Annotated in this window: 14 protein-coding genes, 1 tRNA gene and 1 pseudogene; 11 read left to right on the top strand and 5 right to left on the bottom strand. The window is 44.4% G+C overall.

Annotated features, from left to right (window positions below):
• The first annotated feature begins 105 nt into the window (after positions 1–105).
• The 3 genes and pseudogenes from AAEZ02_RS11765 to AAEZ02_RS11755 all read left to right on the top strand — a co-directional run.
• Positions 106–181: transfer RNA gene (locus AAEZ02_RS11765), tRNA-Ala, on the top strand.
• A 430-nt stretch (positions 182–611) separates the two neighbouring features.
• Entirely contained in the window at positions 612–776 is a 165-nt protein-coding gene (locus tag AAEZ02_RS11760) for a hypothetical protein (RefSeq protein WP_206191876.1), read from the top strand.
• Positions 777–795: 19 nt separating this feature from the next.
• Positions 796–976, top strand: a pseudogene (locus AAEZ02_RS11755) (response regulator); the annotation flags it as partial.
• Positions 977–978: 2 nt separating this feature from the next.
• On the opposite strand, the gene AAEZ02_RS11750 reads toward AAEZ02_RS11755, so the two are convergent.
• The 3 genes from AAEZ02_RS11750 to tesB form a co-directional block, all read right to left on the bottom strand.
• Positions 979–2214, bottom strand: coding sequence for an MFS transporter (locus AAEZ02_RS11750; protein ID WP_351078562.1), 1236 nt, complete (start codon positions 2212–2214; stop codon positions 979–981).
• A 102-nt stretch (positions 2215–2316) separates the two neighbouring features.
• Complete coding sequence (locus tag AAEZ02_RS11745; protein WP_101030200.1) at positions 2317–2718, bottom strand: YbaY family lipoprotein; 402 nt, start codon at positions 2716–2718, stop codon at positions 2317–2319.
• A gap of 9 nt (positions 2719–2727) precedes the next feature.
• Entirely contained in the window at positions 2728–3588 is an 861-nt protein-coding gene (tesB, locus tag AAEZ02_RS11740) for an acyl-CoA thioesterase II (RefSeq protein WP_124013928.1), read from the bottom strand.
• 206 nt (positions 3589–3794) lie between these two features.
• Between tesB and AAEZ02_RS11735 the strand changes: the two genes are divergently transcribed.
• Entirely contained in the window at positions 3795–4688 is an 894-nt protein-coding gene (locus tag AAEZ02_RS11735) for a 1,4-dihydroxy-2-naphthoate polyprenyltransferase (protein ID WP_267898620.1), read from the top strand.
• A gap of 99 nt (positions 4689–4787) precedes the next feature.
• On the opposite strand, the gene gnd is transcribed toward AAEZ02_RS11735, so the two are convergent.
• Together gnd and AAEZ02_RS11725 are read right to left on the bottom strand one after the other, a co-directional pair.
• A complete protein-coding gene (gene gnd / locus AAEZ02_RS11730; protein WP_124693481.1) occupies positions 4788–6317 on the bottom strand; it encodes an NADP-dependent phosphogluconate dehydrogenase in 1530 nt (509 codons plus the stop codon).
• Between the two features lie 331 nt (positions 6318–6648).
• Positions 6649–8571, bottom strand: a complete 1923-nt coding sequence (locus AAEZ02_RS11725) for a propionyl-CoA synthetase (protein WP_351078569.1) — start codon at positions 8569–8571, stop codon at positions 6649–6651.
• 318 nt (positions 8572–8889) lie between these two features.
• Between AAEZ02_RS11725 and AAEZ02_RS11720 the strand changes: the two genes are divergently transcribed.
• The 7 genes from AAEZ02_RS11720 to AAEZ02_RS11690 all read left to right on the top strand — a co-directional run bounded on the left by AAEZ02_RS11720 (position 8890) and on the right by AAEZ02_RS11690 (position 16886).
• Entirely contained in the window at positions 8890–9300 is a 411-nt protein-coding gene (locus AAEZ02_RS11720) for a MerR family transcriptional regulator (RefSeq protein WP_101034624.1), read from the top strand.
• A 141-nt stretch (positions 9301–9441) separates the two neighbouring features.
• Positions 9442–10611, top strand: coding sequence for an isovaleryl-CoA dehydrogenase (locus AAEZ02_RS11715; protein ID WP_124013932.1), 1170 nt, complete (start codon positions 9442–9444; stop codon positions 10609–10611).
• A gap of 91 nt (positions 10612–10702) precedes the next feature.
• The gene (locus tag AAEZ02_RS11710) at positions 10703–12310 is read left to right on the top strand and encodes a carboxyl transferase domain-containing protein (RefSeq protein WP_124013933.1); all 1608 of its coding nucleotides are present in this window, start codon (positions 10703–10705) and stop codon (positions 12308–12310) included.
• A 37-nt stretch (positions 12311–12347) separates the two neighbouring features.
• Positions 12348–13163, top strand: coding sequence for an enoyl-CoA hydratase-related protein (locus AAEZ02_RS11705; protein ID WP_101030193.1), 816 nt, complete (start codon positions 12348–12350; stop codon positions 13161–13163).
• Entirely contained in the window at positions 13163–15193 is a 2031-nt protein-coding gene (locus tag AAEZ02_RS11700) for an acetyl/propionyl/methylcrotonyl-CoA carboxylase subunit alpha (protein ID WP_351123195.1), read from the top strand. The genes AAEZ02_RS11705 and AAEZ02_RS11700 overlap by 1 nt, the downstream gene beginning before the upstream one ends.
• Positions 15194–16096 carry a hydroxymethylglutaryl-CoA lyase gene (locus AAEZ02_RS11695; RefSeq protein ID WP_351123192.1) on the top strand — a complete coding sequence of 301 codons (903 nt, stop codon included), beginning with the start codon at positions 15194–15196 and terminating at the stop codon, positions 16094–16096.
• A gap of 73 nt (positions 16097–16169) precedes the next feature.
• Positions 16170–16886, top strand: a complete 717-nt coding sequence (locus AAEZ02_RS11690) for a CoA transferase subunit A (RefSeq protein WP_351088692.1) — start codon at positions 16170–16172, stop codon at positions 16884–16886.
• Position 16887: the final 1 nt, after the last annotated feature.

Below are 16887 nucleotides of genomic sequence, written 5' to 3'. Positions count from 1 at the left end.
CCATTCGTCTAGAGGCCTAGGACACCGCCCTTTCACGGCGGTAACAGGGGTTCGAATCCCCTATGGGATACCATATTCAAATTTTAGTTATATTAGCTAGAATTTGGGGCTATAGCTCAGCTGGGAGAGCGCTTCGCTGGCAGTGAAGAGGTCCACGGTTCGATCCCGTGTAGCTCCACCAAATATTTGGTAACTAATGCATATTCAGTATATGACATTAATAAAAAACCACCTTCGGGTGGTTTTTTATTACCTGATAATTCTCTTTATTTAATCCATTTAAACTCATATTGTTCAGCCACCACTACCCTATAACATCACCATCAACGCTAACGTATGACTTTCCAACCATGACCATCTCTCGCTGCGTGACAATCCTCACACAAAATAACTTCCCACATAGCTATATAAATTAAAGCTATTACACCTCAATTAGTTACATATTAATAACATACGGCCAGATGCTTGCTTCTTATTATCTATCCTCATAAGTATTTATGGCGTACTTGTTCTAGAGCAAGTCAGCTCCTTAAGGAAAATATAACCCTAAAAAAAGGAAGCTAATTATCATAAAAAATCAACAATCACCTTTTACACCGCCACTAAAGTCAATGGCTAAGCTAGTAACTATTGCTTCAGTTTTCGCGGCGAGTTTTAATGTTTTTGCTGACACTATAGAAATTACTTTTTCGCATCTCGTGGCCGAAAGCACGCCAAAAGAACAAATAGCACTTAAGTTTGAAGAATTGAGAGAACAGCGTTTACCCGGTGAGTAAGTTGTTAAAGTATTTTTAACTTACCGCTAATTGGCTGGGCATTGCTATATATGATATTAATATGCCGCAACTCGATGGTTTGAGTTTATTGCAACAACAGAAACAACAAGACGTTGAATTGCCAGTGGTACTATTAACCGGTCTGGTGATATGGCTATGGTCGTAGACGCTCAAAAAATGGCGCTTACGACTTTATTGAGAGTTAATCTACTTCGGAAACATCAATAACTTGCTTTTGGTGTTTCCCTAAGCGCCAAATAGTAACTAGGAGCAACACCAAAAGACTCATAGAGCCCACTACCACGCCATTCCATTCAGCTTTATGCCAAAACAACATTAAATATGGCCCACCTAAAGATGCACCAAGATAATAGCAACATAAATACAACGACGTCGCTTTAGCACGGTGACTCGTGGCACGAATAGCCACAAACGAATTACAGCAGCTATGAGTTAAGAAAAAACCGCAAGCGGTAATCAAAAATCCGACCACAATCGCAGTCAAGGTATCCACCAAGGTTAATAATGTGCCTGCAACCATTAAGCATAATGCCACTCTAAATAACGGCATTGACCCATATCGTACAATCCATTTAGCCGACAGCCAAGCAGCAAAGGTGCCACTCAGGTAGCATAGAAAGATTAATGTGGCTTGAAAACGACTGAGTCCATAAGGTTCGGCCATAATATGTAACTGAATAAAGCTAAACTGATTAACCATCATCATAAATGCTAATCCGCCAATTATATAAGCCAAACGCATTTGAGTGTCAGATAAATGGAACATAAAACCATTAAAATCTTGTTTGGCTTTGCGGCGCCAATTAATTTTTTCCTTTATAACAGAAGGTTTAATCTCCCTACGTGGCAATAAGTATGTAACAAACGCAACCCCCATGAATGTCACAATAAAAATTAATCCCATTGAAGATTGCCACGATAAATATTGGGCCATTAACCCCCCCAATAATCGACCCGCAATGCCACCAATGCTGTTTGCCATTATGTACACAGCAGCCGCTTTAAGCATAAAAACTGGATCTAACTGCTCTTTAAAATAGGCCATTGAAATAGCAGGCACTGCTGCTAATAATATCCCTTGCAGTAATCTAACCCACACTAAAGCATCAAAGCTTTGTGCAAAAACCAATAAAATATTTGATGCTGCCAGCAACCATAAACTCATAACAATGGGCGCTAAGCGTCCAATTCTATCGGATAACAAAGCATAGAAAAGTAACGAGAAAGCTAAGGTAAAGCTAGTCACAGACAACACTAACGTGGCTTGTGCGCCCGACACATCAAAATGCTCCGCAATAGACGGCAGCATACCTTGCAATGTGTACAAGTTAATGTAAATCACCATAGAAGCTAAGCACAACGCCCAAATGAGGCGCGTTTCAGCATGGGAGCGCAACGTTGGCGTAAACTCTGTCATAGACCACCTAAACAACAAAATAGGGCAGGAAAAAGATTATTACCCGCCGAGTATATTAATCAATGGCGGGGATAAGAGTTTGTGAGCAAGGTTACGAAGCGGCTATTTAACGCGTTTCATTAACACTTGAGTGGTAAATTGACCGTTGTTGATCACACGGAACTTATCATAGGTCTGAAAAATCGCATTACCTTGGTAAGTGATCATCGCCACCACACCATAATCGACACCACGACTAATTAGCCCTGCTGGTAAGCTAAATTTAAACGGAACAGGCACTCTGGCAATATCAAAGTTTTTTTGAGCAATTATGGCCCCTGGGGTATTGAAATCAATTAATGCAATATTGATTTTACAACCCTTTGGCAAGGTAATTTTTTCTGCATATCCTGCATAACCATTAACAATAATGGGTTTTTCAGGCTCGATTGTCGTACATCCATGTAACATCATAGCAATCAAAGCGACAACCGCTAATTGTATGCCTTTGTTAATTATTATCATATTAGCGTCCTACTTGGTCATTCTGAGTAAACCTTCCTGTGTGGCAGAAGCCACAAGACGTCCTCGCTGATCAAAAAACTGCCCTTTCACAAATCCACGTCCACCGCCAGCATTAGGGCTATCAATACAGTATAGGAGCCATTCTCCCATATTAAATGGACGATGAAACCACATAGCATGATCAATGGTGGCCATACGCATACCTGGGGTTAAAAATGACACACCGTGCGGTTGAGTTGCCGTCATTAAAAAATTAAAATCCGATGCATAAGCTAATAAATATTCTTGAATGCTGTGGTCTGATGGGATTTTTCCATTGGCACGCAACCATACATACCGTTTAGGCTCTGTGGCACTTGGCGCAATAGGATGAACGGGGTGAACTAAACGCATTTCAATCGGAGAATCTGCCATAAATTTTTCGAGCATTTTCGCAGGTACTTTATCACGCATGGTCATCGCGAGTTCTTGCTGATTCAATAAACCTTCAGGTCCTGGCACATCAGGCATGAGATCTTGATGTTCAAAGCCTTCTTCGACTGTTTGGAACGAACATATCATGTAAAAAATGGGTCGACCTTTCTGAATAGCCTTCACACTACGCGCACTAAAACTGCCTCCATCACGCATATTTTCAACATCATAAATTATCGGTAACTTTTCATCACCGGCACGCAAAAAGTATGAATGCAAAGAATGTGCATGGCGATCTTCGCTAACCGTTTGTTTTGCAGCACTTAACGCTTGTCCCATCACTTGGCCCCCAAACACATGCCCGAAGCCTAAATCTTGACTCTGACCACGAAACAAGCCTAATTCAATTTGCTCAAGTGACAACAATGACAATAAATCGTTTAATACCTGACTCATAACACCTTCTTTACGACATGGATTAACGTTAAGGTTACCTTAGTTAAGCTTATGTTTTCTAGCTTATTCTATGGTAATTGTTGTATTTCAGCTATCTTATGACAAATCGCAAAAGAGTGATGCAACGCAAAGATTCATATCTGCACCGTAATTGAATTTTTGGTATGCTATTAACATGACTAATCAACACTGCGTTTCACAATATTATGCAACCTAGCTCAATGCAATCATGGTTTATTGCTATTCGTCCTCGAACGCTCCCTGCGGCAATTGGTCCATTATTAATCGGAAACATGCTGGCAATTGGACTCGAACACTTTAGCTTACTCATCGCGTTTACCTCAATGCTATGTGCCGTATTATTACAAATTTCAGTTAATCTCGCTAATGACTACTTTGACTTTAAAAATGGCATTGACACCGAAGAGCGTATCGGACCTGTAAGAGTGACTCAAAGTGGTATCCTAGCGCCCTCATCAGTTCGAAATGCCATGATAGGCTGCTTGATCACATCATTATTAGTCGGTTCATTATTAATACTTCACGGAGGATGGCCTATTGCCATTCTTGCTGCAGCCTCTATTTTAGGCGCGTTATGTTATAGCGGCGGTCCCTATCCACTTGCCTCACATGGATTAGGCGAAATAGCAGCATTTGTTTTTTTTGGTTTAGTGGCCGTTGTTGGCAGTTACTATTTACAAGCAGGAACTACCACCATAACAGCATGGTTACTCGGTTGTGCCATTGGCTTTTTTAATGCTGCCATCATGCTGGTCAATAACACTAGAGATATTTCAACCGACACCAAAGCAGGTAAAAACACCCTTGCGGTGAGAATAGGAGAAGCACAGGCTAAAGTGCTATATCAAAGTTTTGTCTACTTACCTTTTGGTATCATTATCGCGGGATTTTTATTAGGTTCATTGGATGGATTACCGGTATTGTTATCGGGAGCCTCGTTAATCATTGCGCGTAATCTCAGCCGCGAATTTCACGAGAATTCTGGTGAAGCATTGAATCCGATATTGGGACAAACCGCTAAATTAACTATGATTTTCAGCGTGCTGTTTAGCGTTGGATTGTACTTTTCACTAACCTGAATGTCCTATTTGTTAAATGTCATCTATCACTTAACGTCCTGAATAATTAAAAAGGCGCCTCATTGTAAAATCAGGCGCCTTTTTAAAGTGTGAAGGTCATTACACTTTAGATAAAGTACGCTGCTTCGCACTCCAATCTAAATGGTATTTCTCACCCGCTGGCTTATCAGTACGTTCAAAAGTGTGCGAGCCGAAAAAATCACGTTGGCCTTGTAGTAAGTTCGCTGGTAACGTTTCACTGCGGTAACTGTCATAATATGCAATCGCCGAACTAATACATGGTGCTGGAATGCCTTGCATAACAGCGGCCGCAACGGTTTTACGCCAGTTAAGCTGCTTCTGTGACAAGGTTTGACTAAAGGTATCGGCCATCAATAAGTTTGTAAGGCTTACATCTTCTTGATAAGCCTTAGTAATTGATTGCAAAAACGTCGCGCGAATAATACAGCCTGCACGCCATATTTTAGCTATTTCAGCAAAATCTAAAGCCCAATTTTGCTCTTTTGCTGTCATCGCCATGAGCTCAAATCCTTGAGCATAACAACAGACTTTAGCGCAATATAAAGCATCTTCAAGATTGGCAATAAATTCCGTTTTCTCTGCACCACTAAAACTAACGGGAGCTGGACCCGCTAGCGTTGTGCTTAGCTGCATACGCAAGTTTTTTTGAGTACTGACAGCACGAGCATATACCGCTTCTGCAATCGTTGGCGCCGGACAACCAATTTGCAAGCTGCTCACTGCCGTCCATAAACCAGTGCCTTTTTGACCTGCTTTATCAAGGATCATTTCAACTAATGGCTTACCCGTTAGCGGATCGGCTTGTTGCAAGACTTCAGCGCTAATGCCCATAAGGTAACTGTTAAGAATACCTTTATTCCAGCCATTGAAAATGTCACCGACATCATGAGCTGACATGCCTAAACCATCACTAAGCAATTGATAAGCTTCGCAAATAAGCTGCATATCCGCATATTCAATGCCGTTATGAACCATTTTAACGTAATGACCAGAACCTGCAGGACCTATATACGCAGTACAAGGCTCACCTTCGGTGACCGGATTACCCGGCTCAAAACGTTCTATAGGTAAACCAGTGGTTGAATCAACTTTAGCGGCAATCGCTTTCCAAATAGGTTCAACATAACGCCATGCTTTTTCATCGCCACTGGGCATTAATGAAGGGCCAAAACGCGCGCCAACCTCACCACCTGAAACAGCCGAACTGAAAAAGATAAACTGTTCTTTATAGCGAGACTCTCGCTCTACTGTGTCAGTCCAAAGACTATTACCCGTATCAATAACGATATCATTGGCTTCAATACCAGCTTCGATTAACGATTTACAGACTCCGTCAACAGGCGCTCCTGCAGGCACAGATAATACAATGACTCGAGGCTCAACTAAATTAGCAAGCATTTCTGTAAGATTATTACAAGCTTGCATGCGCGGTGCCGTACCCGCTTTACGCTCATTTTCTTCTTGAGCCACAGCTGCGTTGACTTTTGGAGTATCTAAATCGAAAACTGCAACATGGTAGCCGTTGTCAGCAATGTTTAATGCGAGGTTCTTGCCCATAACACCAAGGCCGATAACGCCGACGTGTGATTGTTGGATGTGGTTATTCATTAGTGTAGTTCCCACAGGTCACAGAGATTAATCGCGTAGTGCGAATCGATTTGGTTGGCAATTATAGCGATTCTTGTAACTAAATTACCAGTAACAAAATGCGGAAACGCTGTTTTTTACAATGTATGCTCAATTTAATTAACAGATTGCTACAATAGGAAAAATCAGAAACACCATTGGCGTTTCTGATTTTTTATTAGTCGAATACAATGTCGACGCGCTACTGAAGCTAAAATAAAATGACTAAAAAGTATACTAGCAGGTCGACTAACACCGCTGTGCCTGAGTAATGGTCTCATTACAAGGGATGAGTACCACAGAAAGCTCTGAACTAAGATTTAGTCAACTCAGTCGTTAACGCATTGGCATAACCCATTTTAGTGAGCGCATTACGTACTATGTCTAAGGTTTGTGGATCTTCAATGGTGGCCGGCATGGTGTAATCTTGATTGTCAGCAATTTTACGCATTGTGGCTCGCAATATTTTTCCTGAACGGGTTTTAGGTAATTTTTGTACTGCACTCACTAGCCTAAAAGAAGCCACGGGGCCTATTTCATGGCGTACCAGTGCAAGCAACTCTTTATACAATGCTTCATCTGACAAGGTAACGCCGTTTTTAAGCACCACCAACCCAAGAGGCACTTGGCCTTTTAGTTTATCTTGCACACCAATCACCGCCGCCTCAGCAACCGCATCATGTTGACAAAGTACTTCTTCAAATCGGCCTGTTGATAAACGATGTCCTGCGACATTAATAATGTCGTCGATGCGACTCATAATGTACAAATAGCCATCTTCATCTATGTAGCCAGCATCACCGGTTAAGTAATATCCAGGATACATAGATAAGTAACTGTCAATATAACGTTTATCGTTTTGCCACAAGGTCGTTAATGTGCCAGGAGGTAATGGCTGCTTTATCACCACATTGCCGCTTTCATTGGGTGCCACTTGTTGCCCCATCGCATCGAGGATCTCCACTTGATAACCCGGCACGGCACGCGCTGGCGATCCCGGTTTAATTTCTATCGGATCGGTTCCCATCAAGTTTGCCGCTACTGGCCAACCTGTTTCAGTTTGCCACCAATGATCAATCACAGGTTTACCTAAATGATGCTGACTCCAATTTAAGGTGTCTGGATCACAGCGCTCACCCGCTAAATACATTTGCTTGAGGCAGCTTAAATCAAATTTCTTAATGAAGTCGCCTTCAGGGTCTTCGCGTTTAATGGCTCTAATGGCAGTCGGCGCAGTAAAAAAGCTGCGAACTTGCTTTTGTTCGATAATCCGCCAAAAGGCGCCAGCATCAGGAGTACCAATGGGCTTACCTTCATACATAACGGTGGTTGCACCAACCAATAGCGGTCCATAAACAATATATGAATGCCCTACCACCCAGCCAACATCCGATGCAGCCCAAAACACATCACCTACACCGGTGTCGTAAATGTGTTTCATCGACCACGCCAATGCAACTGCATGACCGCCATTATCACGCACCACCCCTTTCGGTTGTCCTGTCGTGCCTGAGGTATACAGCACATACAATGGGTCAGTTGCATCCAGCGATACACAATCAGCATCAGGCGCATCCACCAGCGCATTATACCAATCAAGATCGCGGGGCGAGAGTAATTCAGCCTTGTATTCAGTACGATTTAAAATAACACAGTGATCGACTTGGTGGCTAGCTTGAGCTAAAGCATCATCTAGTAGCGGTTTGTAAGGCACCACACCTGAAGGTTCGATACCGCATGAAGCAGACAAAATCAATTTTGGCTTGGCATCATTAATCCGCGTAGACAACTCATTGGCCGCAAAACCACCAAAGACCACAGAATGAATCGCGCCAATACGCGCGCACGCCAACATGGCATAGGCCGTTTCAGGCACCATGGGCATGTAAATCACCACACGGTCACCTTTCTTTACACCCAGCGAGACCATTAAGCCCGCCAGTCTTTTAACCTGCGCTAGTACCGATTGATAACTAACGGAATATTCATGCTGTGTCACTGGGCTAATATAATGGATCGCTGTTTGTTCGCCTCGGCCAGCTAACACATGACGGTCTACCGCATTAAAACAGGTATTCATCTTGCCATCGGCAAACCAGCGATAAAAAGGTTTTTGACTGGCGTCTAATACTGTTTTAGGAGTAAGGTCCCAACTGATGGCTTCGGCGGCTTGTAGCCAGAATACTTCGGGCTCGGCTATCGATTGTGCGTGCATTGATAGTCCTAAATCAGCCATATCGCTCTCCGTTAATCAACTTGTATTACAATGATTATGAGCAGAATTCATTAAATTGCCCTATTAGACAAAAGGATAATAGCCACGATAATCAATAAGAAAACCGTTAGATCCATCCAAGTGTTTAGCTTAAGGTTGAACGTTCAAGTTATTAAAATAAAACACAATATAACAATTAGTTAGAGTACAACAACCGATAGAGTGGAAAGCAAAAATAACACTTTAACTGTCGGTATTATATCGAAAAAAGCCATGCAAACTTTACCTTTACGTAAACTTCATATATCTTGCATCAAAAGAAACACTTTTGGTGACATGATGAGCACAACCCATAGCCCTCAATCAACGTATTCAATCAGTGACTTATCAAAAGAATTTGATATCACCACCCGCAGTATTCGTTTTTACGAAGACCAAGGTTTGATTAAACCTAAGCGGCGCGGACAAACCCGTATATACAGTCTGAAAGACCGAGTGCGGTTAAAACTCATTTTACGCGGCAAACGCCTCGGTTTTTCGTTAGCAGAAACGCGTCGTCTATTTGAACTTTACGATGCAGATAAAAGTAGTTCAACGCAGCTCAACACCATGCTTGACTTAGTTAATGAAAAAAAATCGGCTCTACAGCAGCAAATGGACGACATTAAAGTGGTGCTAATGGAGCTGAATTCGGCCGAGCAGCAATGCCGAGTCGCGTTAGAAGACAATAGCCTCAAAAAGAGCAAGTAAGCCAACTAGCGACATAATACTGATAATAATAAAAGGCTTACTCAATTAAGTCTAACGTAATACTCCACTGCCAAAAACGCATATAAGCGTTGGTAGATAATGTTTTGCCAGATAATAATAAATTCAACAGGACACATGCATATGAGCGACTTATATACCAGCCTAAACTTTGGTTTAGGTGAAGACGTAGACATGTTACGTGATGCCGTTCGTGGTTTTGCCGCTAACGAGATTGCCCCAATGGCCGCCCAAGTCGATATCGACAACGCCTTCCCTAATCAATTATGGCCAGTGCTTGGCGATATGGGGCTATTAGGCGTAACCGTTGATGAGCAATATGGTGGCGCCAACATGGGCTATCTTGCCCATGTCGTTGCGATGGAAGAAATTTCACGCGCATCGGCATCCATAGGCCTAAGTTATGGTGCTCACTCAAACTTGTGTGTTAACCAAATTAACCGTAATGGAAATGACACTCAAAAAACAAAATATTTGCCTAAACTGATCAGTGGAGAGCATATTGGCGCCTTAGCCATGAGCGAACCTAATGCCGGTTCAGATGTGGTGTCAATGAAGCTACATGCCCGTAAAGAAGGCGATCGTTATATTCTGAATGGCAACAAAATGTGGATAACTAACGGCCCAGACGCTCACACCTATGTTATTTATGCTAAAACAGATGTAGACAAGGGTGCACATGGCATTACCGCGTTTATTGTTGAACGCGATTCTAAAGGTTTCAGTCAGGCACAAAAACTCGACAAGCTGGGTATGCGCGGTTCAAACACCTGTGAATTGGTGTTTGAAGACTGTGAGGTACCAGAAGAAAACATCTTAGGCGGCCTCAATAACGGCATTAAAGTGTTAATGAGTGGCCTTGATTACGAACGAGTTGTGTTATCTGGCGGCCCATTAGGCATTATGTCAGCGTGTATGGACATCGTCATACCTTACATTCATGAGCGTGAACAATTTGGCAAATCGATTGGTCAATTCCAATTAGTGCAAGGTAAGTTAGCCGATATGTACACTGGCATGAATGCCGCAAAGGCTTATGTTTACAGCGTGGCCAAGTCTTGTGACCGTGGTGAAGCGACTCGTAAAGATGCAGCAGGTGCCATTTTATACAGCGCAGAGCTTGCGACTAAAATGGCCTTAGATGCGATTCAACTTCTTGGCGGCAATGGTTATGTTAACGAGTATGCCACTGGTCGTTTACTGCGTGATGCCAAGCTTTACGAAATTGGCGCGGGCACCTCAGAAATCCGCCGCATGTTAATTGGCCGCGAATTATTTAACGAGTCAAAGTAAGCAACATTTGCCCCCTCTGTAGGGCGACATATTCAACGTGTCATGTCGCCCTTATCAAGCCCCTTTTTTTTGCTTCATTAAGGACATAGAAATGACGCAACTGAGCAGCCGCATCAATCCTCGCAGTGACGAATTTAAAACCAAGTCAGACAGCATGGCGTTATTAGTCAACGATCTCCAACAAAAGCTGGCAAAAATCGAACAAGGCGGTGGCCCTGTTGCCCTTGAACGTCACTTGTCGCGAGGTAAATTATTGCCTCGTCAACGCGTTGAAAAGCTACTCGATCCCGGGTCACCCTTCTTAGAGTTATCGCAATTTGCCGCCTACGAAGTCTATGACGAAGAAGTGCCTGCAGCCGGCGTTATCGCTGGTATCGGCCGTGTCAGTGGTGTTGAATGCATGATCATCGCCAACGATGCCACAGTAAAAGGCGGTACTTATTATCCTATCACCGTGAAAAAGCATTTACGGGCCCAAGACATTGCCAGTCGCTGTCACTTACCGTGTATTTACCTAGTTGATTCTGGGGGCGCCAATTTACCCCGCCAAGATGAAGTGTTTCCTGACCGGGATCATTTCGGCCGAATTTTCTATAACCAAGCACAAATGTCAGCTAAAGGTATTCCGCAAATTGCGGTGGTAATGGGTTTATGTACCGCGGGCGGCGCCTATGTGCCAGCGATGGCAGATGAATCTATTATTGTTAAAGATCAGGGCACCATCTTTTTAGCAGGGCCGCCACTAGTGAAAGCGGCAACCGGAGAAGAAGTCAGTGCAGAAGAGCTCGGCGGCGCAGATGTTCACACTAAAATATCTGGCGTTGCGGATCACTTGGCGCAAAATGACGACCACGCACTCGAGCTTGCTCGCCGAGCTATACTGCGTTTGAATCACCAAAAACACATCAAAAGCTTATTAAGTCCAGCTAAGCCGCCACAATTTGATATCCATGAATTGTATGGCATTGTCGGTACCGACCTTAAAAAGCCGTTCGATGTAAAAGAAGTGATTGCCCGTGTGGTTGACGATTCTGACTTTGACGAATTTAAAGCCAACTACGGCGCAACCTTAGTGTGCGGGTTTGCTCGCATCCATGGTTATCCGGTCGGAATTGTGGCTAATAACGGCATTCTTTTTTCCGAGTCGGCGCAAAAAGGCGCTCACTTCATTGAACTGTGTTGCCAACGTAAAATCCCCTTATTGTTCTTACAAAATATCACCGGTTTTATGGTGGGTAAAAAGTACGAACATGAAGGCATTGCCAAGCACGGCGCCAAAATGGTCACTGCGGTATCTTGTGCCAATGTACCTAAATTTACTGTAATTATCGGTGGCAGTTATGGCGCCGGTAACTACGGCATGTGCGGCCGCGCATTTGAACCCACCATGATGTGGATGTGGCCTAACGCCCGTATTTCAGTGATGGGCGGCGAACAAGCTGCGGGTGTATTAGCCACCGTGCGCCGTGACGGTTTAGCCCGTAAAGGGGTTGAATGGTCTGCAGAAGATGAACAAGCTTTCCGTAAACCCATTGTTGAACAATACGAAAAAGAAGGTCATCCGTATCATGCCAGCGCCCGTCTTTGGGATGATGGCATTATTGACCCAGCACAAACTCGTGACGTTGTCGGATTAGCGTTATCGGCAGCGTTAAATGCTCCTATTGAAGACACCCGTTTTGGGGTGTTTCGCATGTAACTCATGCGGTTAATTCAACTAACTAGGAGTAAGTACAATGTTATCAAACCAATATAAACACATTGAATGTGGTGTAGCGCAAGGCGTTGCACAGCTCACCTTAAACCGGGCCGAAGTTCACAATGCTTTTGATGAAGTGATGATCAGCGAAATGATCAACGCCATCGAAACCTTTGCCAGTGACAGTCAATGCAATATGCTCATTTTACGTGCCAATGGCAAAAACTTCAGTGCAGGTGCAGACCTAAACTGGATGCGTAAACAAGCAAAAATGGACGTTGGCCAAAACCTTGCTGACGCCCATGAGCTTGCCAAGCTGATGCATGTACTGGACAAGTTTCCCAAACCAACCATCGCCCTCGTTCAAGGTGCCGCCTTTGGTGGTGCATTAGGGCTGATTTGTTGCTGCGACATTGCCATTGCCACTGCTCGCGCTAGCTTCTGTTTAAGCGAAGTGAAACTCGGTCTTATTCCCGCAGTAATAAGTCCGTATGTGTTGCGCGCCATGGGTAACCGCCAATCTCGTCGCTTTATGCTGACCGCAGAACGTTTTAGTGCCGATGTAGCCTTAACCCATCAAGTGGTCCACGAGATCAATGATGATTTAGACGCCGCTGCTGCGCCATTTATTGCCGCGTTTAATGCCAACAGTCCACAAGGCATGGCATGGGTAAAAACCTTAGTATCACGATTAGAAGATGGCGTGATCGACGACGCTACGCTCAATTTCACCAGCGAGCAGATTGCTCGAATTCGAGTATCAGATGAAGGTCAAGAAGGTCTTAATGCCTTTTTTGAAAAAAGACCCCCAGCATGGCAAACCGCCAAATCTGATCCACAAGGAGCCCAATAATGTTTACCAAATTACTGATCGCAAACCGTGGTGAAATTGCTTGTCGTATTATTAAAACGGCCCAAACCATGGGGGTACGCACCATTGCTTTGTATTCTGACGCCGACAAAGACGCCCGTCATGTGGCCATGGCAGATGAGTCGTTTTACTTAGGTGGTAGTGCCCCTGCTGACTCGTATTTAAAAGCCGATTTAATTATCGAGATTGCAAAAAAGTCAGGCGCAGAAGCCATCCATCCTGGTTATGGTTTTCTGTCTGAAAATGCCGATTTCGCCCGCAAATGTGAACAAAATGGCATCGCCTTTGTTGGTCCAGGTAGTGACGCGATTGATGCTATGGGCAGTAAAAGTGCCGCTAAAGAAATCATGTCTAAGGCCAATGTACCGCTAGTGCCGGGTTATCATGGTGAAGATCAAACTGACGCTACCTTGATTGCCGAAGCTAAAGCCGTTGGCTTTCCGCTATTAATTAAAGCGGCTTATGGTGGCGGCGGAAAAGGTATGCGCATCGTCGAAAACGACGGCGAAATCCTTGAAGCGATTAACTCCGCACGCCGTGAAGCCAGCTCGTCATTTGGTAACGATAAGCTCTTGATGGAACGCTACTTACGTCAACCTCGCCATGTTGAAGTACAAGTGTTTGCCGACAGTCAAGGTAATGCCATTTACTTATCCGATCGAGACTGCTCCATTCAACGTCGCCATCAAAAAGTGGTTGAAGAGGCGCCTGCACCGGGTTTATCAGATGAGTTACGCGCCCAAATGGGTAATGCCGCGGTTGCCGCCGCTAAGGCGATTGATTACGTCGGTGCCGGTACGGTTGAGTTTTTACTTGATACCGACAACAGCTTTTACTTTATGGAAATGAATACCCGTTTACAGGTCGAACACCCCGTCACCGAAATGGTCACCGGCCAAGATCTTGTCAAATGGCAGCTTCTTGTGGCCAGTGGCAATGAATTACCGCTTCGCCAAGATGAAGTCCGTATTCATGGTCATTCATTTGAAGTGCGTATTTACGCTGAAGATCCCCAAAACGAATTTTTACCCGCCAGCGGTAAGCTCAACTTTTTGCGTGAACCTGAGCAAAATCGCCATGTGCGTATCGACTCGGGCATTCGTGAAAACGATGTCATCAGTAACTTTTATGACCCAATGATCGCCAAATTGATTGTGTGGGATGAGTCGCGACCAAGCGCACTGCAACGCTTAGTACATGCGCTTGAGTCATACCAAATAAGTGGCCTTAAACATAACATCGAGTTTTTAGCCAACATAGCTGAACACCCAGCCTTTGCTACTGCAGACTTCTGTACTGACTTTATTGAACGTTATGGCGACACCTTAATTGGTGATGCGGCCATTGAAGCCGATACCGCATTAGCCCTAGCAGGGCTTTTTCAAGTACTGTCACGTAAGCATGCGGCTAAAGCATTGGCAATTAATAGCGCTGACCCATACTCACCGTGGGGCTTAGTGAGCGGCTTTAGATTAAACAGCTCCAGCGTACATCGGGTGTCGTTATTAACCGATGCCGCAGCCGATGTTCAGCAACATGATTTGTTACTCACCGCCGTTGGCGAGCAATATCAACTGTGTTTACACGACCAAGTACTGACGTTAGCGGGTGAGCTGAAAGCCGATTTACTCTTAGCAGAAATTAACGGCCATAAAAGTAAAATCCCAGTAAGCCATCAAGGTGATGACTTCACCCTGTTCTTACCGTCAGGCAGTTACCACTTTAAAGCCATCTTGGCACAAGTGGCCGAGGACGTGGTTAACCATGCAGATAAACTTAAAGCGCCAATGAATGGCACCGTGGTGACCCATTTAGTGGAAGTGGGCGATGAAGTCAAAGCAGGCCAAGGTTTGCTCGTAATGGAAGCGATGAAAATGGAATACACCATTGAAGCGCCGTTTGATGGCATAGTCAGTGAATTTTACTTCCAAAGCGGCGAGCTTGTCAGCGATGGTGCCCAACTGTTAAATGTTGAGCCATTAGTGACTGAAACCAGCGTCGAGGAAGCATAAATGCTGCCCACTAAAGTGAGCGTTTTTGAAGTCGGCGCCCGTGATGGTTTGCAAAATGAAGCGCCGGTAACAACGGCAGACAAGCTGACACTGATTGAGCAACTTGCCGATGCGGGTATTAAGCGTATTGAAGCTGGCAGCTTTGTGTCACCTAAGTGGGTGCCACAAATGGCCGACTCCGATGCGGTATTTCAGCAACTTAAACGTCAAATTAATCGCCGCCTTGGCGTGGTTTACAGTGCATTAACGCCTAACTTAAAAGGCTTTGAACTGGCACTCGCTGCTGGCGCTGATGAAGTGGCCATTTTTGGTGCCGCATCAGAAACCTTTAGCCAAAAAAATATTAATTGCTCCATTGATGAGTCAATAGAGCGCTTTATTCCGCTGATAGAAACTGCCAAAAAGCACAATATTGCCGTGCGCGGTTATGTGTCTTGTGTACTCGGTTGCCCATACGAAGGTCATATTAACGTCAGTGAAGTCGCTAGAGTATCTGAAATCCTTTATAAGATGGGTTGCTACGAAATATCCCTTGGCGACACCATTGGCGTTGGCACACCAAACCAAGCCCGTAAAATGGTCGAAGCCGTTGCTAATGTGGTACCCGTGGATAAATTAGCCCTGCATTTTCATGACACTTACGGTCAGGCACTTGCCAATATACTCGCCTGCCTTGAAACAGGTGTCAGCGTGTTTGACGCTTCGGTAGCCGGCCTTGGAGGCTGCCCTTACGCCAAAGGTGCATCGGGTAATTTAGCCACAGAAGATCTTGTTTACATGCTCCATGGCATGGGCATAGAAACGGGCATAGACTTAACAAAACTTGCACTAGCTGGCGACACTATTAGTCGCGCATTGGGGCGCACTAATGGGTCCAAAGTAGCAAATGCAATCAGAGCATAATCACATATACTCAAAATAGTTGGCACGACATAACGCTGGCAGTTGATATAAATATAACCATAAGGACAACAAGATGACAGGATTCAATAAAGTCGTCCACAGCTATGAAGAAGCACTAGCAGGATTAAAAGATGACATGACCATTATGGTCGGCGGCTTTGGTTTGTGTGGCATCCCAGAAGGGTTAATTAACCACATGGTTAAATTGGGCGTTAAAGGCTTAACGGCAATATCAAACAATGCCGGTGTCGATGACTTTGGTTTAGGGCTATTACTGAAACAACACCAAATTTCGACCATGATCGCTTCTTACGTGGGTGAAAACGCCACTTTCGAACAACAAATGTTATCGGGTGAGCTCAACGTTATATTAACCCCGCAAGGCACTCTAGCTGAAAAAATTCGTGCTGGCGGCGCTGGCATACCTGCATTTTTTACCGCCACAGGTTACGGCACGCCCATTGCTGATGGTAAAGAAACCCGTGAAATCAAAGGTCGTCACTACGTATTAGAAGAATCACTTAGCGCTGATTTTGCCTTAGTGCGAGCGTGGAAAGCCGATACTATGGGTAACTTGGTGTTTCGCAAAACCGCCGCTAACTTCAATCCGATGATGGCCACCGCGGGTAAAATTACCGTGGTTGAAGCAGAAGAAATTGTTCAACCTGGCGAGCTCGATCCAGACCACATTCATACACCGGGTATTTATGTCGATCGCGTGATCAAAGCCAGCTTTGAAAAACGTATCGAGCAACGCACAGTCAAAACAGCAACCGCTGCGGCAAAATAAG

Origin of the sequence: Shewanella sp. T24-MNA-CIBAN-0130 (genome assembly GCF_040310185.1) — a bacterium.
Taxonomy (GTDB): Bacteria; Pseudomonadota; Gammaproteobacteria; order Enterobacterales; family Shewanellaceae; genus Shewanella; species Shewanella psychromarinicola.
This window is presented reverse-complemented; position numbering and strand designations above follow the sequence as displayed.

Coding starts and splice junctions, on each gene's coding strand:
- AAEZ02_RS11760 (WP_206191876.1), top strand. CDS start 612: ATGGCTAAGCTAGTAACTATTGCTTCAGTTTTCGCGGCGAGTTTTAAT.
- AAEZ02_RS11750 (WP_351078562.1), bottom strand. CDS start 2,214: ATGACAGAGTTTACGCCAACGTTGCGCTCCCATGCTGAAACGCGCCTC.
- AAEZ02_RS11745 (WP_101030200.1), bottom strand. CDS start 2,718: ATGATAATAATTAACAAAGGCATACAATTAGCGGTTGTCGCTTTGATT.
- tesB (WP_124013928.1), bottom strand. CDS start 3,588: ATGAGTCAGGTATTAAACGATTTATTGTCATTGTTGTCACTTGAGCAA.
- AAEZ02_RS11735 (WP_267898620.1), top strand. CDS start 3,795: ATGCAACCTAGCTCAATGCAATCATGGTTTATTGCTATTCGTCCTCGA.
- gnd (WP_124693481.1), bottom strand. CDS start 6,317: ATGAATAACCACATCCAACAATCACACGTCGGCGTTATCGGCCTTGGT.
- AAEZ02_RS11725 (WP_351078569.1), bottom strand. CDS start 8,571: ATGGCTGATTTAGGACTATCAATGCACGCACAATCGATAGCCGAGCCC.
- AAEZ02_RS11720 (WP_101034624.1), top strand. CDS start 8,890: ATGAGCACAACCCATAGCCCTCAATCAACGTATTCAATCAGTGACTTA.
- AAEZ02_RS11715 (WP_124013932.1), top strand. CDS start 9,442: ATGAGCGACTTATATACCAGCCTAAACTTTGGTTTAGGTGAAGACGTA.
- AAEZ02_RS11710 (WP_124013933.1), top strand. CDS start 10,703: ATGACGCAACTGAGCAGCCGCATCAATCCTCGCAGTGACGAATTTAAA.
- AAEZ02_RS11705 (WP_101030193.1), top strand. CDS start 12,348: ATGTTATCAAACCAATATAAACACATTGAATGTGGTGTAGCGCAAGGC.
- AAEZ02_RS11700 (WP_351123195.1), top strand. CDS start 13,163: ATGTTTACCAAATTACTGATCGCAAACCGTGGTGAAATTGCTTGTCGT.
- AAEZ02_RS11695 (WP_351123192.1), top strand. CDS start 15,194: ATGCTGCCCACTAAAGTGAGCGTTTTTGAAGTCGGCGCCCGTGATGGT.
- AAEZ02_RS11690 (WP_351088692.1), top strand. CDS start 16,170: ATGACAGGATTCAATAAAGTCGTCCACAGCTATGAAGAAGCACTAGCA.